This window comes from Acinetobacter sp. ACZLY 512, from assembly GCF_023614015.1.
GTDB lineage: Bacteria > Pseudomonadota > Gammaproteobacteria > Pseudomonadales > Moraxellaceae > Acinetobacter > Acinetobacter soli.
In genome coordinates this window covers 147,236-173,113 of sequence record NZ_JAKIVI010000004.1, presented here as the reverse complement: position 1 = coordinate 173,113, position 25,878 = coordinate 147,236, and the positions used below count along the sequence as shown (strand labels likewise).

At 40.8% G+C, this 25,878-nt stretch carries 23 protein-coding genes and 1 riboswitch; of the genes, 9 read left to right on the top strand and 14 right to left on the bottom strand.

The genetic code is table 11. From position 1 onward, the window contains the following. Positions 1-17: 17 nt before the first annotated feature. From L2096_RS06590 to map, 5 genes are all read right to left on the bottom strand, one after another. Entirely contained in the window at positions 18-737 is a 720-nt protein-coding gene (locus L2096_RS06590) for an MgtC/SapB family protein (protein ID WP_004937301.1), read from the bottom strand. Positions 738-747: 10 nt separating this feature from the next. Then, positions 748-3,510: a magnesium-translocating P-type ATPase gene (gene mgtA / locus L2096_RS06585; RefSeq protein ID WP_250365093.1), complete on the bottom strand. Its 2,763-nt coding sequence runs from the start codon at positions 3,508-3,510 to the stop codon at positions 748-750. Positions 3,511-3,607: 97 nt separating this feature from the next. Next, the gene (locus L2096_RS06580; protein WP_227265297.1) at positions 3,608-4,297 is read right to left on the bottom strand and encodes a PA4824 family protein; all 690 of its coding nucleotides are present in this window, start codon (positions 4,295-4,297) and stop codon (positions 3,608-3,610) included. 284 nt (positions 4,298-4,581) lie between these two features. Further along, positions 4,582-5,025: an RDD family protein gene (locus tag L2096_RS06575; RefSeq protein ID WP_025095155.1), complete on the bottom strand. Its 444-nt coding sequence runs from the start codon at positions 5,023-5,025 to the stop codon at positions 4,582-4,584. Between the two features lie 110 nt (positions 5,026-5,135). Beyond that, on the bottom strand, positions 5,136-5,942 hold the full coding sequence (map, locus tag L2096_RS06570; RefSeq protein WP_111812572.1) for a type I methionyl aminopeptidase: 807 nt from the start codon (positions 5,940-5,942) through the stop codon (positions 5,136-5,138). A gap of 359 nt (positions 5,943-6,301) precedes the next feature. Between map and brnQ the strand changes: the two genes are divergently transcribed. The 6 genes from brnQ (at position 6,302) to L2096_RS06540 (ending at position 14,945) form a co-directional block, all read left to right on the top strand. Further along, the gene (gene brnQ / locus L2096_RS06565) at positions 6,302-7,594 is read left to right on the top strand and encodes a branched-chain amino acid transport system II carrier protein (RefSeq protein WP_040053985.1); all 1,293 of its coding nucleotides are present in this window, start codon (positions 6,302-6,304) and stop codon (positions 7,592-7,594) included. A gap of 424 nt (positions 7,595-8,018) precedes the next feature. Then, the gene (locus L2096_RS06560; RefSeq protein ID WP_004937288.1) at positions 8,019-8,279 is read left to right on the top strand and encodes a hypothetical protein; all 261 of its coding nucleotides are present in this window, start codon (positions 8,019-8,021) and stop codon (positions 8,277-8,279) included. A 468-nt stretch (positions 8,280-8,747) separates the two neighbouring features. Next, on the top strand, positions 8,748-11,597 hold the full coding sequence (gene ptsP, locus L2096_RS06555) for a phosphoenolpyruvate--protein phosphotransferase (protein WP_119025760.1): 2,850 nt from the start codon (positions 8,748-8,750) through the stop codon (positions 11,595-11,597). Positions 11,598-11,603: 6 nt separating this feature from the next. Next, on the top strand, positions 11,604-12,536 hold the full coding sequence (gene pfkB / locus L2096_RS06550) for a 1-phosphofructokinase (protein WP_250365092.1): 933 nt from the start codon (positions 11,604-11,606) through the stop codon (positions 12,534-12,536). Between the two features lie 4 nt (positions 12,537-12,540). Beyond that, positions 12,541-14,265, top strand: coding sequence for a fructose-specific PTS transporter subunit EIIC (locus L2096_RS06545; RefSeq protein ID WP_055414666.1), 1,725 nt, complete (start codon positions 12,541-12,543; stop codon positions 14,263-14,265). A gap of 155 nt (positions 14,266-14,420) precedes the next feature. Further along, the gene (locus tag L2096_RS06540; protein ID WP_025095160.1) at positions 14,421-14,945 is read left to right on the top strand and encodes a protein tyrosine phosphatase family protein; all 525 of its coding nucleotides are present in this window, start codon (positions 14,421-14,423) and stop codon (positions 14,943-14,945) included. Here the strand turns inward: L2096_RS06540 and ispF are convergent. Next, the gene (ispF, locus tag L2096_RS06535) at positions 14,933-15,424 is read right to left on the bottom strand and encodes a 2-C-methyl-D-erythritol 2,4-cyclodiphosphate synthase (RefSeq protein ID WP_004937279.1); all 492 of its coding nucleotides are present in this window, start codon (positions 15,422-15,424) and stop codon (positions 14,933-14,935) included. The two genes, L2096_RS06540 and ispF, sit on opposite strands and share 13 nt — an antisense overlap. 97 nt (positions 15,425-15,521) lie before the next feature. Here ispF and L2096_RS06530 point away from each other — a divergent pair, with 97 nt between their 5' ends. Then, positions 15,522-16,175 carry an A1S_1983 family putative colistin resistance protein gene (locus L2096_RS06530; RefSeq protein WP_250365091.1) on the top strand — a complete coding sequence of 218 codons (654 nt, stop codon included), beginning with the start codon at positions 15,522-15,524 and terminating at the stop codon, positions 16,173-16,175. A gap of 37 nt (positions 16,176-16,212) precedes the next feature. Here L2096_RS06530 and L2096_RS06525 read toward each other — a convergent pair whose 3' ends face one another. From L2096_RS06525 to pyrG, 6 genes are all read right to left on the bottom strand, one after another. Beyond that, positions 16,213-17,457, bottom strand: coding sequence for a D-amino acid dehydrogenase (locus L2096_RS06525; protein ID WP_250365090.1), 1,245 nt, complete (start codon positions 17,455-17,457; stop codon positions 16,213-16,215). A 146-nt stretch (positions 17,458-17,603) separates the two neighbouring features. Then, positions 17,604-17,692: riboswitch (glycine riboswitch) on the bottom strand. A gap of 130 nt (positions 17,693-17,822) precedes the next feature. After that, on the bottom strand, positions 17,823-18,545 hold the full coding sequence (gene ispD, locus L2096_RS06520; RefSeq protein WP_250365089.1) for a 2-C-methyl-D-erythritol 4-phosphate cytidylyltransferase: 723 nt from the start codon (positions 18,543-18,545) through the stop codon (positions 17,823-17,825). Then, entirely contained in the window at positions 18,511-18,900 is a 390-nt protein-coding gene (gene ftsB, locus L2096_RS06515) for a cell division protein FtsB (protein WP_004937272.1), read from the bottom strand. The genes ispD and ftsB overlap by 35 nt, the downstream gene beginning before the upstream one ends. Positions 18,901-19,392: 492 nt before the next feature. Continuing rightward, positions 19,393-20,682 carry a phosphopyruvate hydratase gene (gene eno, locus L2096_RS06510; protein WP_004937269.1) on the bottom strand — a complete coding sequence of 430 codons (1,290 nt, stop codon included), beginning with the start codon at positions 20,680-20,682 and terminating at the stop codon, positions 19,393-19,395. A gap of 45 nt (positions 20,683-20,727) precedes the next feature. Then, positions 20,728-21,585, bottom strand: coding sequence for a 3-deoxy-8-phosphooctulonate synthase (gene kdsA / locus L2096_RS06505; RefSeq protein ID WP_250365088.1), 858 nt, complete (start codon positions 21,583-21,585; stop codon positions 20,728-20,730). A 27-nt stretch (positions 21,586-21,612) separates the two neighbouring features. Continuing rightward, on the bottom strand, positions 21,613-23,250 hold the full coding sequence (gene pyrG / locus L2096_RS06500; protein ID WP_004927357.1) for a CTP synthase: 1,638 nt from the start codon (positions 23,248-23,250) through the stop codon (positions 21,613-21,615). A gap of 226 nt (positions 23,251-23,476) precedes the next feature. Here pyrG and L2096_RS06495 point away from each other — a divergent pair, with 226 nt between their 5' ends. Both L2096_RS06495 and L2096_RS06490 read left to right on the top strand, forming a co-directional pair. After that, the gene (locus L2096_RS06495; RefSeq protein ID WP_004947060.1) at positions 23,477-23,902 is read left to right on the top strand and encodes a hypothetical protein; all 426 of its coding nucleotides are present in this window, start codon (positions 23,477-23,479) and stop codon (positions 23,900-23,902) included. Between the two features lie 216 nt (positions 23,903-24,118). Further along, the gene (locus tag L2096_RS06490) at positions 24,119-24,562 is read left to right on the top strand and encodes a universal stress protein (protein ID WP_004937265.1); all 444 of its coding nucleotides are present in this window, start codon (positions 24,119-24,121) and stop codon (positions 24,560-24,562) included. Positions 24,563-24,607: 45 nt separating this feature from the next. Here L2096_RS06490 and L2096_RS06485 read toward each other — a convergent pair whose 3' ends face one another. Then, positions 24,608-24,946, bottom strand: coding sequence for a hypothetical protein (locus L2096_RS06485; protein ID WP_227265304.1), 339 nt, complete (start codon positions 24,944-24,946; stop codon positions 24,608-24,610). A 420-nt stretch (positions 24,947-25,366) separates the two neighbouring features. Further along, positions 25,367-25,801: an I78 family peptidase inhibitor gene (locus L2096_RS06480; RefSeq protein WP_025095165.1), complete on the bottom strand. Its 435-nt coding sequence runs from the start codon at positions 25,799-25,801 to the stop codon at positions 25,367-25,369. Positions 25,802-25,878: the final 77 nt, after the last annotated feature.

The following is a 25,878-nucleotide window of genomic DNA, read 5'->3' as shown; positions in this document are numbered from 1 at the left end:
CATCATATGTATGCTGCTTATGCCATGGTATTTTTATCCCAATAGGCCTGTTGTACTTGCGGTACCTGATTGATCTGTTTAATGATTTCATTCATTTCAACTGGATCAATCGAGGTCGCAATCAGTGTCGCTTCAATTTCAATATCATTTTCGCCAAAGGGTTCGACATCTAGGTCTTTTAATGGATAATTAAAATGATGCAGGATTTCGGTCAATTTATACATCACCAATTTACGATGACTTTTATTAGACGTTAGGTAAATGATATGCGTCACTTCAGATTCTGCATCTAGCGGCTGGCGATCAATCATATTCACCAAGGGTCGCAGTAATGTGTTGGCGGCCAGAATAAATGCTGTCGCGACCAATGCCTCCACAATCAGATCAGCTCCTGCGGCTGCGCCCACAGCGGCTGAGCACCAAAGTGTAGCCGCTGTATTTAGACCATGAATATTACCTTCTTGGCGCATAATTACACCTGCACCTAAAAAACCGATCCCTGACACCACGTAAGCAATAACCCTCACAGCGCCATCCGACGCCGACAGGTTATTTGCAATATCGACAAAAATTGCAGCGCCAAGCGCAACCAATACGTTGGTTCGCAGCCCGGCTGTACGCTGTCGGTATTGTCGCTCGAATCCAATCAATCCACCCAAAATAAATGCGGCTGCCAGACTAATTAAGGTATCGGCCATATTGGACACACTGGTATTTTGTAAAAATTGTAAAGTCATGCTGTTTCTCTTATTGCCAGCCATATCGACGGATATAAATTTGTTTGATGAATTGAGTCAAACACATATAAGCAAACAAAATAAAAGGCAAAAATACAAAGTAAATCCAAGGCAATGCTTCAAGCTTTAAGTAGCTTGCCAGAGGTCCCATTGGTAAAAAAATGCCAATTGCACAAATAATTACCGTCATTATCAATAGTGGCGGAGCTGCGCAACTTTGAATAAACGGTATTTTTTTGGTTCGAATCATATGCACAACCATGGTTTGCGTGAGTAGCCCCACGACAAACCAGCCAGATTGAAACATGGTTTGCTGCGCTGGCGTATTGGCATGAAAAATAAACCACATCATGCAAAAGGTCAGAATATCAAAGATGGAGCTAATCGGACCAAATACCACCATAAAGCGCCCAACTTCAGAAGGCTGCCAGCGCTGCGGTTTTTTTAGTTGTTCTTCGTCCACATGATCAAACGGAATAGCAATCTGAGATACATCGTAGAGTAAGTTTTGTACCAGTAGATGAATCGGCAGCATAGGTAAAAATGGAATAAAAGCACTCGCCACCAATACCGAAAAAACATTACCAAAATTTGAACTGGCCGTCATTTTGATATATTTGAGCATATTGGCAAATGTTCGACGCCCTTCAAGCACACCATTTTCAAGCACCATCAAACTCTTTTCTAGTAAAATCAGATCGGCAGATTCCTTGGCAATATCCACTGCTGAATCGACTGAAATGCCAATATCTGCAGCACGTATTGCGGCAGCATCATTGATTCCATCGCCCAAAAATCCGACCACATGCCCATTCGCTTTTAGCTGATCGACAATACGTTCTTTATGAATAGGACTTAATTTTGCAAAAATAGTATGCTGCTCAACCGCAACTTTAAGCTGCGCGTCGGATAGCATTTCGATTTCGCCACCGAGGAGTACCTTGTCATGGGCAATCCCGATTTCACGGCATATTTTTTGTGTGACGAACTCGTTATCGCCCGTTAATACCTTCACAGCTACACCATGGGCATGTAACTGCTGGATGGCAGGTCGAGCTGACTCTTTCGGTGGATCTAAAAAGGTAAGATAGCCCATCAGAATCAGATCACGTTCATCTGCCACAGAAAAACTTTCTTGAGGCGTATCAATATTACGATATGCAACTGCTACAACACGCAATCCTTCGCGGTTGTAGTTTTGCGTTATGGTCTGTATCTCATGACGTAACGCTGGGCTAAGCTGTTTAATCTCGCCTTGTAGCTCAACATGCGAACATACTTTTAAAATTTCCTCAACGGCTCCCTTGCTGACCATACGCACTTGGGTCTGTGGCGTACGCACAACAACAGACATTCTACGGCGTTCAAAATCGAAAGGTACTTCATCTAGCTTTTTAAAGCGTAGTTTTTCAAACTTCATGTCCTGATCAACCGCTTCTAATACGGCCACATCCAACAGGTTCTTAAGCCCCGTTTGGTAATAACTGTTTAAGAATGCCTGCATTAATACGGAATGCGATTTTTTACCAAGCACATCAACATGATGCGAAAGAAAGATTTTATCTTGCGTTAATGTGCCTGTTTTGTCTGTACACAGCACATCCATAGCACCAAAATTTTGTATAGCATCTAGTCGTTTTACAATCACTTTTTTACGCGATAAAAACACTGCTCCTTTTGCAAGGGTTGACGTCACAATCATGGGAAGCATTTCAGGCGTTAAACCCACCGCAACGGATAAAGCAAACAGCACAGCCTCACCCCAATCCCCTTTGGTGAAGCCATTGATAAACAAAACAATCGGTGCCATTACCAACATGAAACGGATCAGTAACCAACTGACTTTATTTACTCCTAGCTGAAAAGAAGTCACTGCATAATCAGTTGCCGTCACGCGGTGCGCCAGCGCACCAAAATAAGTTTGAATGCCTGTACTCATCACCACTGCACGCGCTGTTCCAGAAACAACATTGGTGCCCATAAACAGTAAATTGTCGAGTTCTAAAGGAGAATTTATGTCTGATGTATGTGCAGCTGCATATTTCTCCACAGGCATCGATTCACCTGTCATGGCTGCTTGCGAAACAAATAAATCTTTTGCCGTCAAAATTCGACAATCGGCCGGAATCATATCGCCAGCTGAAAGTAAAATAATATCGCCAGGCACCAAATACTGAATCGGTATTTCAAATTGAATACTTTTTAATTGCTTCACCTCAACGCCATAACGTTGCTTGATCAAAATCTGATCTTGAGTATTGACGTTATGGCGCAGCACCATAGCCGTATTGGTCACCATTGCTTTAAGCGACTCAGCAGCCTTGTTGGATTTAGATTCCTGCCAGTAGCGTAATAAGGTCGATAGTGACACCATAATAGTGATGATTAATCCACCAGTGAAATCATCAGTTAAAAAAGCAACAAGCGCTAAAAGACTAAGTAGCACATTAAATGGATTACGATAGCAATACCATACATGCTGCCACCAAGTAAGTGGCTTTTCCTGAGCAACTTCATTCAAACCATGTGTCTGTTGCTGTTGATACGCGTGCGCTTCTGTTAAACCATCTTGCGCTGTATGTAATTTTTCTAAAAGCTGACTCATTTCCATTTGAGCATTGGCCTTCAGCTGTTGCGATAAAGCCTGTCCAATTTCTTTGGCATAACTTGATTGATGCATTTCTTTAAAAGAACGATGTCGCTCAAAAAAACGCTTAAGATGAAATGTTTGCAAAAATCGAGTAAATAGACGTTGCCATAGATCATATTTCATAAAAGATCTCCTTTTTTCAGGCATACGAAGTCGTGACTTTTTTATGTAAAAAAGCCGTTTGTTTAGAGATGTGTTTACAATGTAAAGAAAATAAAAATTAAGGCGTAAAGCTCAGGCCAAAGCCAAACCATCGCTGTCGAAAATCTTGTAAGCGCTGGCCAAATGAAAACTCTAAACTCAAAACATCTGAAAAAACATGATGTATAACAGCTTGAGTAAATGGCGCCTGACGGTCTTGATTAAAAAACTCTAAACTGATTCCTGTATTTTGGGTGAGCCCAATATCCATTGCTGTGCTCCAACGCATCAAATCGTCATGCGATTGCACCTTTTGATAGCCAATATTGCTATACAAATGGATGTGTCCATCATTGAGTGAAACAGCAGAAGGAAAATTAAGAAACCAAGCTCGTTGGTCCCCTACCGGTGAATCATTTTTTGTTGTGCTAAGGCTTGCGGCAAGCCCCCAGCGTTGCATGGGCACCAATACCGATTTAATTTGCGCAGACCATGCTGTCGAGTTGGCTGTGGCAGAGGTGTTCGCATATCCAAGTGATGTTTCTACGCCTTTCACTACTTGGCAGGCTGTATTGAACTGTGAAACAGTTGCTGATGGCTTAGAGGCCACAACAGAAGTCTCAAGCTGGCAATGGGCATACGCTGTGATCTCAGGATCATCAGTATTTAAAAGCGGGCTTGCGTGTACATATTGCACAAACAAAATACACAACCACGCACATAAGCATTGCATGCTCAAGAGTTTTAGTAACGAAGCATGTAACCACATAGGCTTCTCCCAGATCACAGGAGGCCTAAGCAAGAAGACGACATTCTGCCCAGCAAAAAATGCAGACGGATAAGAAGAACATGATGAAAAATGATAAACAGGCTATCTCATTGCAAGATAGCCACCCTAAATGTGTACTAACTTGCTCAGAGAATAACGCGCTTAACCGTTTGACAGCACAACCTCGAACAACTTCCCACTTAGGGTCTCCTCGTATTAAATTTGCACGTATTATATTTCTCTAAAATTAATTTACAAGACGTGCATTTAAAAATTTTAGCGGTCTATAGCTCGCGAACCACCACTGTTTTGGCCATTTTGTCATGCCAGCCTTGCTTCTTGCTATCAAAAGCGATCCAGAAAAAGCCCAAAAATAAAACCAAAGTAGATGGAAAATAACCAATATAGCGCAAAATAGCTTGCCCCCATGTTAAGGGATGTCCCGTTTGTTCATCGAGTACTTTTAGGCGCATCAGACGTTTGCCAGGTGTACCTTTTAAAAAAATCCAAAACAAAATGGAATAAATAAATGGAAAAACGTAGTTGATGATTGCATCAAACCAAGGCGAAGATTGTCGATCACTTAATCCAGTCGAAAAGATCAAATCCATATCGCCATGGTAAAAAATCCAAGCAGCCGGAATCACTGCAAGCAAAATAATCAAGGTATCAATAATTGTTGCACCTACACGCAACCAAAATCCCGCATATTCATATTTATAGGTCATGATGATGTCTCATTATTGTGTTTTAGATTTTTTAAAGTAAAAAAGATCATGATTTCTTATTTGTGCAGACCTCAAAATGCTTTAGACACATGTTGAGGTCTGTTTACAACTTATATTGATTGTTCAATTTCAGGATAAATTCCGGTTCCTTCTGGCCACGGCGTGAGTAACTCAAAACCTGTATCAGTCACCGCCACCATATGTTCCCATTGTGCAGATAAAGATTTATCCGTGGTTACCACAGTCCAGCCATCACTCAATTCTTTCACATGCTGTTTGCCCGCATTTACCATCGGCTCAATGGTAAATACCATCCCCTTTTGCAATACCATGCCCTGATTCGGTTGACCATAGTGCAGAATATTCGGCTGTTCATGATAGACCTTTCCAATTCCATGACCACAATATTCACGCACAATGGAATAACCTTCAGTTTCGGCAACTTTTTGAATGGCATGACCAATGTCGCCCAAAGTAGCACCAGGTTTGACACTGAGTATTCCGGCACGCATCGCATTATAAGTGGTCATCACCAGTTTTTTTGCTTCTGGTTGTACATCTCCCACCAGATACATGCGGCTGGTATCGCCAAAATATCCATCTTTAATAATCGCAACATCGATATTGATAATATCGCCATCTTGTAAAATTTTACTTGGCGATGGAATACCATGACAGACTACCTCATTGACTGAGGTACAGATGGTCTTGGTAAAGCCGTGATAGCCGACATTTGCTGGAATTACGTTCAGCGTATTTACAATAAAATCATGACAACGTTGATCAAGCTCATCTGTACTCACGCCAGGCTTTACAAATTGACCGATCATTTCAAGCACTTGAGCAGCCAAACGCCCAGATACACGTAGATGTTCTAAGTCTTGCTGGTCTTTAATCGTTACAGTTGATGCACGCATGTAATTACCCTCGGTCGTATCCGACTTATTATACTAGTTTTGAGAATCATTAACATAACTATCATGGAATGGTTCAATTTCCAATTCGGCACATCACAATAAAAACTCAAAATAGATTAATATTTGCACATTTAATGTAAATTTGATGAATAAATGAATAAAAATTTTATTCGCAATAAAAGTTTGAAATTAAAAATGTTGGCAAAGATATCAAGTATATAAATTAAACAATGTGCTTTTTTACTAAACAATCAGGCAGAAAATAGGTGTTTTTATTAATTTTTGAGCCGTGCGAATTGCACAAAAATGGCTCCTTTTGCTCTAAAATTCGCGCTTCTTTACTGCGTCTCACCTTTTTTATGACTAGTCTTCGTACTTCAGATATTATTGCATTGGGGTTTATGACCTTTGCTCTATTTATTGGGGCTGGCAATATTATCTTCCCACCGATTGTTGCACAACAAGCAGGTGAACACGTCTGGCTGGCTGCTGCAGGATTCTTGATCACCGCAGTGGGTCTACCAGTCATCACGATTATGGCCTTGTCTCGTATGGAAGGTTCAATCGCGATGATCAGCTCACCGCTTGGACGTGTTTTCAGCTTAATTTTGACCGTTGTGTGTTATCTGTCTGTCGGTCCACTTTTTGCTACTCCACGAACTGCCACCGTTTCGTATGAAATTGGCTTTTCATCGTTTTTTGGCACATCTGCAAGCAGTTTGCTGATCTACAGTATCGTGTATTTTGCTGTAGTGACTTTGGTTTCATTGTATCCAAACAAACTTCTCGATACCGTTGGCCATGTATTGGCGCCTCTTAAGATTTTCGCCTTGGCGATTTTAGGTATCGCTGCGGTTGCAATTCCATCAGGTTATATCCCACCAGCCATCAACAACTACGTCACCAACCCGGTGTCGGAAGGTTTTGTAAATGGCTATTTGACTATGGATACTTTGGGTGCACTGGTTTTTGGTATCGTCATTATTCAGGCGATTTACTCTCGTGGTGTAAGTGATCCGAAACTGGTTACACGTTATGCTGTCATTGCCAGCATTATTTCTGGTATTGGTTTAACACTGGTTTATTTAAGCTTGTTTAAACTCGGCTTAGGTAGTCATGAAGTTGCACCTAATGCGAGCAACGGTGCTGTGATTTTGCACGCTTATGTGCAGCATGCCTTTGGAAACCTAGGTACTTGGTTTTTATCTGGCCTGATTTTCCTTGCCTGTATGGTGACCGCGATTGGCCTCACCTGTGCATGTGCTGAGTATTTTGCGCAATTAACTAAACTTCCTTACAAATTATTTGTATTTGTGCTGGTCGGTTTCTCGCTCATTATCTCAAATCTTGGTTTGACTAAACTGATTGCGGTGTCGGTACCGGTACTGACTGCAATTTATCCACCTGCAATTGTGGTGATTATGCTGAGTTTCTTCTGGAAATTTTGGAAAAAACCATCCAACGTTGTAGGCCCTGTGACTGCATGCTCATTCTTGTTTGGTATTATAGAAGGCTTAAAAACAGCCGGTTTCACAGATGCACTTCCATCGTTTGTGCAGCATTTGCCACTCAATGAGCAAAATTTAGCATGGTTGATCCCATCTTTAGTGGTACTCGTCATTTCTATTGTGATCGATAAAGTGAAAAATTAATCGTTTTCACCCATCGTTAATGTAAGCGCGTGCTTTATCCAAGCCGCATCTTGCAATCAATAAAAATGCCGTCGTTTTTACCCAAAACAGGCATTTTTTATTTGATACTGATAAAAATTCTAAAACTATCTTTTCTGGCTCATTTTTTGCTTAACAATAATGAAGCATCTACGTGACACTTTTGTCGAATATTGATCGCGTTATTCCTATCGTATACTGAAGCTACACTTTAAGATGCTTTAATATTTTCGAGCTAAATATTATTATTTTTCTTGAATAATGATGCAGTGTATTATCATTTTTGTATATCAAGTGAAAAAATAATAGTATCAACTCTTGAAATAGAATCTAAATCGCAGTACAACAAACGATATAGCAATTCGCTACTGTGATTTAAACGTAAATAAACATGGGAGGGGTGGAGATGTCATCAATACATTTCAATAAGCAAGTCTTCATTAACACTCTGAAGACCTCAAATATGGTCGTATATGGAGTAACCACGTTTGCTCTGATGCTTACGATCATGTTTCAAGGCATGATTAAGGGTAACTTAAAGCCCGAATACTTTGGCTATGCCTTGATCGTATCTTTCGCCTTCTGTGTATGGGCTTTCGTCGACCATAAGTTTCGAAAACTGGGTGCCGAAAGAGCCAAATCTAAATTAGAGAAAATGGATGAGTAATCATCCATTTTTTTCATCTGTTTGAGCTTAAATTACTTACTCACTTTTATTATTTTTATTTTTTGACCATTTTTGCCAATTGCCCTTCTCTCTTATTTAATCTTATATGTTCTATTCAAAATATCATGACTTATCGCTTTAAAATACGTTCAATTACTCGCATCATTACTCCCGCTTAATATTTGCGTTTAAAGTCACCCGCTTTTATAGCCGCATCCGCTTACTAAATCAATTTGACGAATTATATGTAACTTGCAGAAAAGTTTCTATTTTTGTTTAAGCTTTTGACTAAAAAATAAGTGAGTTGGTACTTTATCATATCGATAATTTTATGAAGTTCTGTTAAAGTTTCACCGGAAGCTAAGTCCTATTTTTAAGTTTAACTTGATTTAAAATGACGATGAATTGGCTTCTTTTTTATATCCTGAGCATTTCAAGGTCTTCATTAAAATTATCAAAGGAAGCTTTATGTTAGTACTTGAGCCCCAACATGTTCACATGCATCAACATGCTGGTGATAAAGCAGAAGCGCTACAATGTTTAATAAATATTCTGGTTGAAGACCAACTCGTAACTGCTGAATATCTTTCTGGACTTGAGGCACGTGAAAAGCAAAGCGCGACATATTTGGGTCAAGGGATTGCGATTCCACATGGAACACCACAATCACGAGAATTTATTTTAAACACAGGTGTTCGTTTAGCACATTTTCCAGACGGTGTTGTCTGGGACGGTGAAAATGTTATTTACTTGGCTGTGGTTATTGCAGCAAAATCAGATGAACATTTGCAGGTTTTACAAATTCTGACGCGTGCGTTGAGTAAAGATGTACATGAGTTGGTTAAGTCTGCTACAACAGCAGAACAGATTATCGAAATTTTACAAGCACAGCCCCAATCATTGGTCTTGCATGAAAATTTAATTCAAACCGATACACAGGTTGACGATATCGAAGACTTCTTCTGGAATGCAAGTAAGCTTCTCAAACAACAAAAATTGGTTGAACCTGGTTTTATTAGTCAACTTAATCCTAAAAATACGATTCAAATTCAAGATGATCTTTGGTCAATTTCAGGTTCAGGTTATGTAAAACAACCTGCCGTGAGTATTGTGAAAGCGAATCAACCATTGGCTTTTCAAGGCAGTACCATCAAAACCCTGATTTGTATTGCTGAAAATGAACAGCTCGATACACAACAATTTAACCGCTTAATGGATGTGCTGTTTCAACCACAAGTACAACAACAGCTAGACGATGAGCAATCTAGCAATCAAATTGCCAAACTTGTTGGTGCAGAAACGATTCCAGACTGGCCTTCACGCAATATTCTACTTGCCAATGCCCATGGTTTACATGCACGCCCGGCAACACAACTGGTGAACCTTACCAAAACCTTTAGTGGTGATCTTCAGGTATCAGTAGATGGTGGTAGTTTTGTTTCTGCAAAAAGTCTGACTAAACTCCTGTCTTTGGGTTGTCAACGAGGTCAACGCCTAACCTTTATTGCAGAACCTGATACAGATGCAATTTTGGCACTCGATCAGATTGTCGAGGCTGTACGTGATGGTTTAGGTGAAGAAGTTGAGCCAATTGAAGAAAATCTGTTTTTAAATTCAGTACTTGATCAGGACAGCTCGGCTGAAACCGAACAGTATGAAATTACCCATTGCGGTATTGCAGCCTCTTCTGGTTTAGCATTTGGCCCTGCGCATGTCATTAAGCCGAAAAAATTTAATTACGATCGTTATGCAGGCAGTTTAAAAGAAGAAAAAGAAAAGCTTGAAATTGCAATTCGTACGGTTAAAAACACCATTCACCAATACATTTCAAAATCTGCATCGAAAGACATTAAGCAAATTTTTCTTGCTCACCTTGAAATGCTTGATGACCCAGATTTGATTCAACAAGTTCATTTGGCGTTAAATCACAATTTAAGTGCGGCCGCTGCATGGCATGAACATATTGAAAAAGCAGCCAAGGCACAAGAAGGCTTGAAGGATAAACTGCTTGCAGAACGTGCTGCTGATTTGCGTGATATCGGCGATAAGGTTTTGGCCATTTTGTGTAATGAGCCTGAAGTGGAAGAGCCAGAACAGCCTTATATCCTGATTATGCATGATGTAGGTCCGAGCGATGTTGCCCGCCTAAACAAAGACCGTGTCGCAGGTATTCTGACATCGATTGGTGGTGCAAGTGCCCATAGTGCCATTGTCGCTCGTGCATTAGGTATTCCAGCTGTTGTGGGTGCAGGTGATGCTGTACTGAACATTGATTCGCATGCAGTTGTACTCATTAACGGGGACACAGGTGAATTCGAAGTGAATCCTTCACCTGAACAGATTGAACATGCAATTCGTGAACGCGAAGTACAGCGTCTACGCCGTGAAGAAGCTGAAAAATCTGCACACGAGCCAGCGATTACCACAGACCAGCATCAAATCGAAATTGCTGCCAATGTTGGAAAAATTGTCGATACAGCTAAAGCTGTTCAAAACGGCGCAGAAGCCATTGGCTTATTGCGTACTGAACTGGTGTTTATGTCGCATAACAGCGCACCAGATGAATTAGCTCAAGAAAAAGATTACCGTCATGTACTTGATGCACTCGAAGGCCGTCCACTTGTCGTTCGTACACTTGATGTAGGTGGAGACAAGCCACTTCCATACTTACCGATTGCAGCCGAAGAAAATCCATTTTTGGGATTACGCGGTATTCGTTTGACTTTACGCAAACCAACATTACTGCGTCAGCAATTAATTGCATTGCTTAAATCGGCAGATAATCGCCCGCTGCGCATTATGTTCCCAATGGTTGGTCGAGTTGAAGAATGGCGCGCTGCTAAAGGCATCTTAGACGAAGTACTACAGCAGTATCCGTGTGAAAACCTTGAAGTCGGCATCATGATTGAGGTTCCTTCCGCAGCGCTCTTGACCCCTATTTTAGCTAAAGAGGTCGACTTCTTTAGTATCGGTACAAATGACTTAACGCAATACACCATGGCAATTGACCGTGGTCATCCGATTTTATCGGCTGAAGCAGACGGACTTCACCCAAGTATCCTGCTTTTAATTGATCAAACGGTACGTGCTGCACATGCCAACAACAAATGGGTGGGTATTTGTGGTGAACTTGCCGCAGATCCTAAAGCTGTACCCATTTTAATGGGACTTGGTGTTGATGAGCTCAGTATGTCAATTTCTAGCATTCCACTGGTTAAGGCTCAAGTGCGCCACTTAAATTATGCTGAGTGTCAAAAACTCGCGCAAAAAGCATTGCTTTGCGATAGTGCGACTGCAGTTCGTGAATTGGCGGAATAATAACCCATGGCAAAAATTTTAACTATTACTCTAAATCCAGCTATTGATATCACTATCGAACTTGAAATACTTCATGTCGGTGCAGTCAATCGTCAGCAGCATGTACAATTACATGCTGCAGGTAAAGGATTAAATGTTGCACAGGTCTTACATGATTTGGGGCATGATGTCATTGTTTCGGGCTTCTTAGGGGTAAGAAATCGAGAGATTTTTGATCGCCACTTTGAAGAAATGCACTTTGAAAATCAGTTTATCTATATTCCGGGCGAAACACGCCAGAACGTCAAAATTGCAGAACACTCTGGCCGCATGACGGATATTAACGGTAAAGGTTTTCTGGTTTCCGAAAGTGACAAGCAACGTTTGATGCTTCAGATTCATCAGGCTGCTCAAGAAGTCGAATGCGTTGTCATTGGTGGAAGTTTGCCACAAGGATTTTCAGTAGACGATTTAAAAGCATTGATGGATATGTTGCAAAAAGCCAATAAACTGGTCGCAATTGATACCAGTGGTGAAGCACTTGTCGCCGCAATTTCGATGCATCCTTGGATGATCAAACCCAATACCGATGAACTTGAAGAAAGTTATGGTAAGAAGCTCACCGAACTGTCTGAACAAATCGAATTGTTTAAAGCGCTCGATAGCCGTATTGAGCATGTTGTGATTTCGATGGGTGAAGACGGCGTGCACTGGCTCAACCCTGCTCAAGCATTAAAATCGTTGCCGCCTAAAGTAGAAGTGAAAAGTACAGTAGGTGCAGGTGATTCATTGTTGGCAGGAATGATACATGGTTTGGTCAGCAAGCTCTCTGCCGAAGAAACACTTCAAACGGCAACTGCAATTGCAAGTAATGCTGTGAGCCAAATTGGCTTTCGCGTACCAACAGAAGAAAAGCTGTTGAATCTTAAACAACAAACCACTATCAAATCATTGAGTTAATCTGATGCAGACAGTTCAATCCCTCTTATTTGTGATCAATAGTACGCAGCAGTACGTCAATGCTTCGATTTTGGCAAAAAAGTTGACTCAATCTGCAAACAAATTGGGCTATACCAGCACGACTATTGCATCAAAAGATGACATTCCACAGCATAATGTCGATGTTGTGGTGTTTCTGGGTGATCTACCGAGTAATGTTGCTGCGTACCCTGCAAACCTGGTCGCACAAATTCGTTTGGATGATGCCACAAAAAATACAGATGAATTACTCAGTCATGCCTTAAACAATGCTCAAGCTGCAAGTGAGTCTGCCTCACTCACAGCTTCAACTGGCAATCAGGCAAAACGCTTTGTTGCAATCACAGCTTGCCCAACGGGTGTAGCGCACACCTTTATGGCTGCTGAGGCTTTACAACAAGGTGCGACCAAGCACGACTATATCATTGATGTTGAAACCCAAGGCTCTGTTGGCGCAAAAAACATTCTGACAGCAGAAGCGATTGAAGCGGCCGACATTGTCATTTTGGCAACAGATATTGAAGTGAATACCGACCGCTTTGTGGGTAAACGCGTTTATCGTTGCAGCACAGGCTTTGCCTTAAAACAAACTGACAAAGCGTTTCAACAAGCGATTAGCGAAGCGAAGGTTCTTGAATCGTCCAAGCAAGCTGCAACCGCAGCGTCTGGCTCAGCGACAAAAGAAAAGGCTGGCGTGTATAAACACCTACTGACAGGTGTTTCTTTCATGCTACCTATGGTGGTTGCGGGTGGCTTGCTTATCGCACTATCGCTATGTTTTGGTTTAAATGCTGCTGAACAAAGCGGAAGTTTAGCTTATGTTTTGAAGCAAATTGGTGTAACAGCTTTTACACTCATGGTGCCGATGTTGTCTGGCTATATTGCCTATTCAATTGCCGACCGCCCAGGCTTAACACCAGGACTGATTGGTGGCTTATTGGCGACCCAGTTACAAGCAGGCTTTTTGGGCGGGATTGTTTCAGGTTTCCTTGCTGGTTATATCGCGTTGTTTTTAGCCAAAAAAATCAAGTTGCCAACCAGCCTTGAGTCATTAAAACCAATCCTCATTGTTCCATTATTAGGAACATTGTCGGTTGGTTTGATCATGTACTATGTTGTGGGTAGTCCGGTTGCTCAAATCTTTGAAATGATGAAAGACTTCCTGAACAACATGGGTACAACCAACGCTGTGTTGATGGGAATTGTTTTGGCATCGATGATGTGTATCGATTTGGGTGGGCCAATCAACAAAGCAGCTTATGCTTTTACTGTAGGCCTTTTAACCACCAATACGTATATGCCAATGGCTGCCACAATGGCGGGCGGTATGGTACCTGCACTCGGAATGGCGCTGGCTACATTCTTTGCGAAAAATAAATTTAATACGGGCGAACGTGATGCTGGTAAGGCTGCATTTGTTTTAGGCTTGTGTTTTATTTCTGAAGGTGCAATTCCATTTGCAGCAAAAGATCCGATGCGAGTAATTCCAACCTGTATCGCTGGTGGTGCAGTCACAGGTGCGCTTGTTGCACTATTTCATTGCGAGCTGGTTACACCGCATGGTGGCGTATTTGTATTGCTGATTCCAAATGCAATCAACCACGCGTGGCTGTATCTCATTGCGATTGCTGCGGGCAGCTTGGTAACAGGTCTGAGTTACGCTTTACTCAAGCGACGTGAAGCAGCACCTTTGGTTGCACAGAAAGCTTAAGTTATAGGTGTTATAAAAAAAGAGAGGTTATCCTCTCTTTTTTTATGTCATGATTTTTTGATTCGTCACGAATAAGCGAAATTGTCTGGATTTGTCATAAAGAATTGGTTATAAGTGATTTTTAAGCTTTAATATGAATACTCAGCAAAACGCTTATGACATCTTTAGAACAATCTCTTGCTGAAATTCCAGCCTTCGCACCTATCCATGCACATCTTTTTAGTTCTGGTCAACCAAGCGCAGAACAGCTTAAGTGTATTAAAGAATATGGCTTTAGTACCGTCATTAATCTGGCCTTAAATGATGCCGATCCACACTTAGATCATGAAGATCGAATCTGTCTCGAACTTGGGCTCAATTATATCCATTTGCCTATGTTATGGGACATGCCAAATGCTGAACAAGGTTTGTTAATTTTAGACCTGATTGATCATCTTGTCGGTAATGAAATGGTCTGGATTCATTGTGCTAAAAATTATCGGGTCAGTTGTTTGATGTACCTATATCGTCAATATTATATGGATATTGATATTTCAGAGGCTCAAACACAACTTGAAGAAGTGTGGCAACCCAACGAAACTTGGACGGGCATTATTCACAGTATTGCTTTACAGCTTCAAGGCCGTAAAGCAACACGCGATATTCAAAATACCATGAATCAATCCGATCATTTTACCTGATGCGAGATCAATACGGTTGCTGTAGCCAGAATACCTTCCTGACGTCCCGTAAAACCCAGCTGTTCGGTTGTAGTGGCCTTGATACTGATCTGCGTCACATCAACCTCCAAAACATCGGCAATACTCTGACGCATGTCAAGATTATGCTTGGCTAGCTTAGGTCGCTCACAGGCAACCGTGATATCCGCATTATTGAGTACATAGCCACGATCCAAAATAAGCTGATAAACATGTTTAAGCAATACTCGGCTATCCGCACCTTTAAATGCTGGATCTGTATCTGGAAAGTGCTGACCAATATCGCCTAATGCCAATGCTCCTAAAAGTGCATCGGACAATGCATGTAACACGACATCACCATCTGAATGCGCTTTTAAGCCATGTGAATGCGGAATCTTGACTCCAGCCAGTGTGACATGATCGCCCTCTTCAAAGGCATGCACATCTAATCCCTGGCCAATTCGAACTTGTACAACCACTATTCATTCCTTCTATAAATAAACAACTCATCTTGTATTCTGGCTTGCGGTTTCGCTATAGTACGTGAAGCAAAGTCAAATGAAAGTATAAGCGATCATGCCGTTTAATACAGATAGATTTCCTTTAAAAAACGTAGCTTATGTTCTAATGATTGGTGGATGGTGTACATTTGCCCAAGCTTTTCCATTGAGCAATTGTGATGCAAAATCTGATACACCGCTTGAGGGAAAGATCTGCTCAGGTACGTTTAAAAGCTCACGCCAAGCACTCCACAGCAAATTTTTAACCGCTTATCTGGTTTCAGATGCACCGGTTCAGTTGCTCAAAGACACTCACACCTTGTGGCTGAATCAAACCAAACTTTGCAAAACCTCTCAATGTATCAAGCAACAATTTGATGTTCGTTCCGATGAGCTCAATACTTATACATCTTTAAATCAAACGCTTACACAGCATTTTCTCAAATATGACAATGGAACATTAGCCACATCGCCAGTTCATTTACAAGTTCATCAATTAAGCAAAGATAAAATCAAGATTGAAGGAATTGCATATCGAAATCCGAACAATCGATCTGAAACCCAAACTGTGCCTTTTTTAGCTTATACCTCACCTGAGAAGAAAAATCAGATTGTCGATAACGAGCACGACTGTGCGTATACATTTAATTTTCAAAAAAGCCTTTTAGTTGTTAAAACCGAGCAAAAAGGCTGTGAGCGTTTTACAGGTATTTATCGGCTTTACGATTAAATCGGCATACACCTGAATGCATGCCGTGCGTATATGCTTAGGCAGGAACCTTCATCGCAATTTCTTGACTAATCATGGAAGCAGTTGCGGCCGAAAGTGTCCATCCTAAATGGCCATGTCCAGTGTTGTAAAATACACGTGGATGTCTGCCCTGTTTTACAACCGGCATCATGTTGGGCATCATAGGTCTTAAGCCTGCCCAAGGCACCACATGCTCGGTTGAAAGATCAAAGTTTTCATTTACCCAGTTAATTAAAGGTTGAATACGATCTGCCCGAATATCTCGGTTATAGCCATTAAATTCGGCAGTCCCGGCTACACGTAAGCGATCTTCTCCTAAGCGTGATGTCACGATCTTGGCACGCTCATCGAGTAAACTCACCCAAGGCGCGTTGGCAATGCTTTTCGTATCTTTCAAATGCACCGTAATCGAATATCCTTTGACTGGATATACATTTACTCGATCGCCCAGCATATCTGCAAGCTGATAACTTCCCACACCACCACAGACAATAATACCGTCGGCCTCAATACAAAGCTCTTCCTTTGATAACTGCGACATGTTTTCATCACTTGGCAAACATATCACACGAACCATATGCTCATTTAACTGAACATCTTTGACATCCCAACCAAACTGGTAATTCACGCCATACGTTTTTGAGCGCTCGGCCAACCCCACACTAAATTTATGAATGTCGCCTGTTGCATCTCCAGGCGTGTAATATCCACCAAAATATTCACCTGCCAAAGTCGGCTCAATCTGCTTCATTTGTTCAGGCGTGACACCAAAGCGCTCAAGCTGACCTTTAACCAACAGATCATTCACATTTTTGGCAACGATATAGTCCGATTCATTGTGATAAATGTGCAAAATACCGCGCTTTTCCAGATTAAAATCAATATTTTCATCTTTAGCAATTTCAAACAGGCGTTGGCGGGCTAAAAGTGCCAATCGTACCGTATCGATGGTATTTTTTTCATAATTTCTGATTTGCGATAAAAACTCAAATAGCCAACTATATTTATGCAAATTAAATGAAGGATTTAACAGTAACGGTGCATCTTTGTGAGACATCCACTTGATGCCCTTGGCCACTGTAGATTTTTGATTCCAGACTTCTGCATTACAGGCTGAAAGCTGTCCACCATTGGCAAATGATGTTTCCATGGCTGGAAACAAATGTCGGTCAATCACCGTGACCTGATACCCCAATTTCGCCAGCTCATAGGCCGATGTAACACCTGTAATACCCGCACCAATCACAATAATATGAGACATAATTGCTCCTTTGAAATGTTACAACATTTCAGAAGTTGCCCCATCTGTCATGGTACCTGAGAGCTTCGATGCGACGAGATTTACCATAAATCTGTCGACCATCCCCTTCGGTGAGTATACTAAGATACTTCTCTCCAGATTACTTATCGATCACTACAGTCCTTTTGCCTGAGAGTTTCCGGGGTCGTTGCTCCTTCGGCGTATCCTAAAAGGACATCTCTCCTGCAATAATCGTTATGTTTATAAAAGCAATGTATATGCCAATTCAGTATAAAATCAACTTATTATCGTTAGTGAATTGTAGTGTATAAAAAAAGCGCCTGTATCTTTTCAAATACAAACGCTTTAAAAAATATTGACTCAAATCAACTCTGCCGCTGTGCATTTAGAATCAGGCGAGCAAGTTGTAAATCCTCTGAATAAGTAATTTTAATGTTATCAGAACGCCCTTGAACCACATCTACAGTTTCACCCATATATTCTAATGCGCTTGCTTCATCTGTGATCGGAATTTGATTCATTAAAGCATACTCAATACAACGCTTTAAAATACCCAGCTTTGCCATTTGTGGTGTTTGTGCCTGCCAGAGGAAACTCCGATCAACAGTTTTCTCAATTTTAGGCTGTTGTTGTACTCGTTTGAGCGTATCTCTGACAGGTGTTGCCAAAATGGCATATACACCATGCGTTGTACAATGTGTCATCAATGCCTCTAGGTTGGGCAAGCTCACACATGGACGAGCAGCATCATGCACCAAAACATAGTCATCTTCTGAAGCAAAGCGCAAAAGATGATTCAGCGCATTTAATACTGAGTCGGCTCGTTCTTTTCCGCCCAAACAAAAATGTGCTTTCTGGCGATTCTTTAAAGGAAGTGTCTGGGCAATATTATCATCTTGACCAATGGCCAAAACATAACCATCGAGGGGTAAGCCATTTAATCGATCAACTGTATGTTCTAAAACAGTTTTATCATCAATCAACTGGTATTGTTTTAACTCGGTTTTAGAAAAACGCGACCCGCTTCCAGCAGCAGGAATAATTGCCCATAACTTAGTCTGGAATGTCGGGTGTTGGTGGGGTTTCATTGGTTTGCATATCTACTTTAGCATTTGGATCGATATAAATCGGCTTGTACTGGGTACTAATCGTACTCATTTGAACAAAGGTTTCATGAGGCTTAATTAAACCCAAATCGAGACGTGCATGTTCTTCAATCGCCTCTGTGCCATTTTTCAGATCATAGACTTCAGCAGCAAGAATTCGATTTCGCTCTTTTAATTCTTGATTGATTTCAGCTTGTTGAGCAATTTGCTGTGTTAAGGCTTGATGCGGAAAATAACCACCCTCACCCCACCAGAAACTGTACTGAAGACCTGCAACCAAAATGATGACAAGCCCCAATATAAGTTTGCTCGAAGTAGACTTAAAAACTTCTAACATAGTCTTGAGCACTTCAATTAAAACATCCTTTAATGTTTTGTATGATATAACAATTTGAAACTTGGCATGCACAATTGTGGCCAAATCTAAATAAAAAAATTAAAAGCCAATCATAACGTTATTGACCTTTTTGACGCGTCTCATTTTGTCAAAGTTCATCTCAATTGAAAAGGGTCTATCGGGTATGATTTGAGTAATCTACTCAAAACTAAGGCAACTTTCTGCTATTAATTTTATGCTATTTTTTGCAATTCTTCTGGATGCTTTAAATGTAATTCAGCCACTTTTCATTGCTCAATAGAGAAATATAGTCAGTTTCCGCACTCTTTTTAAATTAGCAACTCATTTCAAAAACTGTTGTGCAGTGTATGAATCACTAAATGTGAAAATATCACTCTAAAATAAAAAAGGTGCTATTAAACATAGCACCTTTTATTACCTGCAAATCTCTTCAATTCAAGACTGACGATGATTTGCAATTACATTCAAAGATTAATTTAAACCTTTGAATTCCGCCTTACCACGGTAAGCCGCTTTAGTTAACTCTTCAATACGAAGCAACTGGTTGTATTTTGATACACGATCAGAACGGCACAATGAACCTGTTTTGATTTGACCCGCAGCAGTACCTACTGCAAGATCTGCAATAGTTGAATCTTCAGTTTCACCTGAACGGTGTGAAATCACTGTAGAATAACCATTGTCTTTCGCTAAATAGATTGCATCTAGCGTTTCAGTCAACGTACCAATTTGGTTGTACTTGATTAAGATAGAGTTACCTACTTTCTCATTGATACCACGTTGAAGGATTTTTGGATTGGTTACAAACAGGTCATCACCCACCAACTGGATTTTGTCACCCAGAATCGATGTCAAGTAAGACCAACCTTCCCAATCAGACTCATCTAAACCATCTTCAATAGAGATAATTGGATACTGGTTTACAAGACCTGCTAAATAGTCAGAGAACTGGTTGCTTGTGAATGCCTTATTGCCTTCACCAGCCAAGATGTACTGACCATTTTTATAAAATTCTGAAGATGCACAGTCAAGTGCAAGCATGATGTCAGAACCCGCCTTGTAGCCAGTTTGACCAATCGCTTCAAGAATAACAGTGATTGCTTCTTCATTAGAACGCAAGTTTGGCGCAAAACCACCTTCATCACCCACAGCAGTGTTTAAACCTTTTTTGTTTAAAACTGATTTTAGAGAATGGAAGATTTCAGCACCTGCACGCAATGCTTCAGAGAATGAAGTGAAGCCAACAGGCTCAATCATAAACTCTTGAATATCAACGTTATTGTCTGCATGCGAACCACCATTGATGATGTTCATCATAGGTACAGGCATCGTCAAGATAGTTTGACCACGTAAGTCTGCGATGTATTGGAAAAGAGGGATTTTCTTTTCATCGGCAGCAGCGCGTGCAGCAGCTAGTGATACCGCCAAAGTTGCATTCGCACCTAATTTTTCTTTATTTTCAGTACCATCAAGCTCGATCATCGTGTTATCGATGTCTTTTTGTTCAAATACTGATTTGCCCACTAAAGCGTCACGGATAACGGTGTTGACGTTATTCACCGCAGTTTTAACGCCTTTACCCAAATAGCGTGCTTTATCGCCATCACGAAGTTCTAACGCTTCACGAGAACCAGTTGAAGCACCAGATGGTGCACATGCACGACCAACTACGCCAGATGCTAAGATTACGTCTGCTTCGATGGTCGGGTTACCACGAGAGTCCAAAATTTCACGTGCACGAATGTCAACGATTTGGCTCATGAACAATTCCTCAATTGAATGAAAAATAAGATGCAATCATTTGCATCAATCAGTATTTAACTTTTTGAATCCTTTAACTAAAGTATCCAATTCTTTTAATTGTGCCAAGAAAGGCTCAAGCTGTGATAGGCGTAACGCACAAGGACCATCACATTTGGCTTTTTCAGGATCTGGATGTGCTTCTAAGAACAATCCAGCCAATCCAGTCGCCATCCCTGCGCGAGCTAATGTCGTAATTTGTGCACGGCGACCACCTGCCGAGTCAGCTCGACCACCAGGTGTTTGAAGTGCATGCGTGACATCAAAGAATACCGGCACATTCATCTCTTTCATGGTGTCGAAACCAAGCATGTCGACCACAAGATTATTGTAGCCAAAAGAGGTTCCACGCTCACATAAAATCAGCTTGTCATTGCCCGCTTCAAGGCACTTGTTCAAGATATGATTCATTTCACGCGGCGACAAGAATTGTGCTTTTTTAATATTAATAATAGATTGGGTTTTTGCCATTGCCTCAACCAGATCCGTTTGACGGCTCAAGAATGCAGGCAATTGAATAATATCGGCAACCTCTGCAACAGGAGCAGCCTGATACGGTTCATGCACATCGGTAATAATTGGAACATTAAAATGTTTTTTAATTTCACCGAGCCATTCAATACCTTTTTCGAGGCCAGGACCACGAAACGAATGTAGGCTTGAACGGTTTGCTTTATCAAAACTTGCTTTAAAAACGTAAGGGATTTCAAGGCGTTTGCAGATATCCACATAGGTTTCTGCAATTTCAAATGCAAGATCTTTCGACTCAAGTACATTCATTCCGCCAAATAATACAAATGGCAAATGATTTGCCATTTGTATATCGCCTAAACGTACAATCTCTTGGGGTTTTAATTGTGACATTTAAACAGTCCTAGTTTATGCGTCGTATTATTTCGTTTTAAGGTGCTGTTTTTTCGCAGCATCGATAAAGCTAGCAAATAATGGATGTCCATCACGTGGCGAACTTGTAAATTCAGGATGGAATTGTACAGCAATAAACCAAGGATGTTCAGGAATTTCGACTGTTTCAACCAAATGTTGCGCAGTTGAATAGCCCGAAATTTTCATACCCGCTTTTTCAATTGGCTCAATAAAGCGGTCGTTCATTTCATAGCGGTGACGATGACGCTCTACAATCTCAGCCTTACCATACACCTGACGTGTTTTGGTGCCTTCGACCAGTTCAGATTTTTGTGCACCCAAACGCATGGTTCCACCAAGATCTGACTCAACGCTGCGCTGTTGAAGTTCACCACGCTCGTCTAACCACTCTGTGATCAGACCAATGATTGGGAACTTGGTCGAACGGTTAAATTCAGTCGATGTAGCTTCTGCCAAACCTGCAACATTACGTGCGTATTCAATTACCGCAAGCTGCATGCCCAAGCAGATTCCTAAAAATGGAATACCTTGCTCACGCGCATACTTAATCGCCAACATCTTGCCTTCTGTTCCACGCTCACCAAAACCACCCGGTACAAGGATAGCGTCAGCCGTAGACAAAATAGAGATATCTTGGGTTTCAAGCGTTTCTGCATCGACATAGTCGATCTGAACTTTTACGCGATTTTGAATACCCGCATGAAGTAAAGCTTCATTGACAGACTTATAAGCATCTGGAAGTTCAACGTATTTACCCACCATTGCGACACGAACAATGTATTCAGGGTTAAATAACGCTTCACATACCTGATCCCAATCTGAAAGATCAGCTTGTGGCAAATCGTTGTAGCCGAAACGCTCACAGATGAGGTCGTCTACTTTTTGCTCGTAGAAGTTACGCGGAATTTGATAGATGGTTTTCGCATCTTTACATACCACAACCGCACGTGCTTCAACATTGGTAAACAATGCGATTTTACGTTTGGTGTCGGCATCTACGTCATGCTCTGTACGGCAGATCAAAATATCCGGTTGAATACCAATTGACAATAATTCTTTCACAGAATGTTGAGTTGGTTTGGTTTTCAACTCTGCTGCTGAACGAATATATGGGAGGAGTGTCAAATGCATCAACATCGTACGCTTATGGCCAAGTTCGACCATTAACTGACGTACAGATTCCATAAATGGTAAAGATTCGATATCACCAACCGTACCACCGATTTCGACAATCGCGACATCATAGCCTTCACCGGCTGCAAGAACACGTTCTTTGATGTTATCGGTAATATGTGGAATAACTTGAACCGTACCACCTAAGTAATCGCCACGACGTTCTTTATTTAAAACGTCTTGATAAACACGACCACTGGTGAAGTTGTTCAATTTGGTCATTTTCGCACGACGTAAGAAACGTTCGTAATAGCCCAAATCTAAATCTGTTTCGGCACCATCTTCAGTAACAAAAACTTCACCGTGTTGGAATGGACTCATTGTCCCCGGATCAACATTAATATATGGATCCATTTTTACCATGGTTACTTTTAAACCACGGGCTTCTAAAAGTGCAGCAACTGAAGCAGCTGAAATACCTTTACCTAGTGATGAAACAACACCACCAGTTACGAAAATAAAATGGGTCATTGGGTTTCTCGTACAATCGAGCCTAAATCGGCATGCAATGCTGGGCAATTTTACTTTACTCTGCACCTATAAAGCAAAGTCATTCAGCATCAAATGTTAGAACAATAAACAATTGGCTATTCTAGCAGCATTTTTATTGGAAAATTAGACTTTGTAACGAGGATTTTCATAGCGATTTTTATTGTTATAATAGGCGCACCTATTTCTAGATTTAATTTGTACACACATGAATAAAAAATTCTTAATTTGTGGATTGATTGCTGCTGGCTTATTTTTAACGGCTTGTTCAAAAAAAGAACAACCAAAAGATGAAAATCAGTCTCAAATGGAAACAAGCACTCAGGAGCAGCAACCAACTGAGCTCAAACCGCTTCAAGAGGCACAAAACCAACAGTCGACCACAGAACAGACCGTCGTAATTGAGCGTATGGAAACACCAAATACCACAACAGAGATTCGTCGTGAGCAGCACCATGCCGCAAAACCTGTTGAAACGCCAGTGAAAGAAGAACCAAAAGCCGAACCGAAAACGGAAGTTTCAACGGCGAATACGGAAGAACAGCCAGCTCGTTCAACCACCAAACAAAACCGTAGTGAAGATGATGCTGTGGCGGATGCGATTGCAGCAGCAACACCTGCCCTTAAAAACTAATTGCGTTTTGCGCAGTAAAAGATGCCCGTTAAGGATTACTTGCGGGCTTTTTTTTGGATGTATATAACAAAACTTAGTGTTGGTAATTCGTGTTTAATTTGTTGATTATATGAAATTTTATCTCTAAAAAAATTCTAAATAGGCTTTATCTTTTAGACAGTATGTTAAGCTAAAAATGTAATTTAAGTTTTAAAAAGAGTAATAAAGGAGAATAACATGAGCTACCAACACATTCTTGTTCCCGTTGATGATTCGGAACTTTCAGAAATTGCTACCCGGCATGCACTTTTTATTGCTCAAGCTTTTGGCAGTCGAGTTACAGTCATGAGTGTTGTGGCAGTCGATCCATTTGTTGGTGTCGATTTTTATAAGGTAGCCCCTGCTATTACCAATCACTTTATGGATGCCGAAGCACATGCTCAAAAGCATCTTGAGCAGATTCAGCAACAGTTTCTCGCACATCAAATCGACACAGACGTTAAAATCATTCGTGAAGAACCAACTGCGACTGGCATTTTGAATATTGCCGATGAAGTAAATGCCGATCTGATTATTATGGGTTCTCACGGCCGATCAGGGCTGAAAAAATTTGTTTTAGGTAGTGTCGCACAAAAAGTCGCCAGTGAAAGTGTGGTCCCTGTGATGATTGTAAAAAAATAATTTTTTGTTCAAACTTATAAAAGCTCTGATCAATTCAGGGTTTTTTCATTTTTGTTGTTTTAATTCGGCATCGTGCCATTGTTGAAATGGCACGTGTAAAGTGACCATACCTGAACCAATCGCATGATTTAAATCTTTATTGATTTTGACCTGAGATTTATTCATTTGCATTACATCTGGGCGATAATCCAGATTGTATGATTCATTCAACAACAAAACGATGGCATTTAAGTGATTCAACCTGCTGTGTAAGCATGCTTTATTACGCTCTCCTTGTTCAGGATTGGCGTTGAGCAAACCCAATTGTGCGCTATCTGATGCAATCTTTCCAATTTGATGACATTCCTCAGAAAGTTTTAACAGCAAAAACTGTAGATGATTCATCTGACCTCCAAAAAATTAATCACTAAGATAATTGTTGAAAGTGCATCCTATCGACAACAGCGCTGCGTCCTAGCTTATGTAACCTGTCACAGTAAAATTGAATATTCCTTTGGCAATGTTGCTATGCCTAATGGCGAAAACTTCATTTCAAAATGGCATATGCTTATAAGTTAAACAAAAAAGTAGTTGAGTCATTTGGTCATTCAATATAAACAACTCTGTCTAATCACTGTCAAATTATTAAATATAATGAAACATTTATTCTGAAACCAAGCATAGATTCGTAAAATATATCTATCTCTTTCTATCCACTATTCGAGTGAATAATTCAGGTCGATAGATTATAAAGGCCACGCAATCTTATATTTCAAAGATTGCATGACTATTTAATTATTTTTAAAACATTAAAAATAGGTCAAATCAACCACAACTTACCTTTACAATTTTTTTGGTTGAAGGATCGGTAACCACAGTGACACGATTTTCACGATAATCCATGGTCACTGGCTGCCCGGGTGCTATATTGCGCACAATTTGTGCACGTGATACCTGTTTAATCTGTTCATCAGTCAAACCCGACTGTCCAACAAGCTTTTGGGCTTCATCTGGCATACAATTTTTTTGTTGAGAACGAAATAATGCCCACTCCTCAACGACTTGTCCATTTGGCAAGTGGCAATAACCCGTTTGCCCTTCTGGTCCATTGCGAATTTCCAGCTTTCCTTTTTGCTCAACACAATACTGGCTGGCCGGATTAGGCATACCGATTTTTGGCATTTTTTCACCTGAATGCGGATAAGACGAACATGCTGCTAATGGCAGCAGTAAAGCAGCCCATAAAATATTCTTTTTCATTGAATAATATCCTTTTGAATAAAAGTCATTGTTGTTTATGAAAATCCAGCTTTCAAATTACAACGGGACCTCACAAG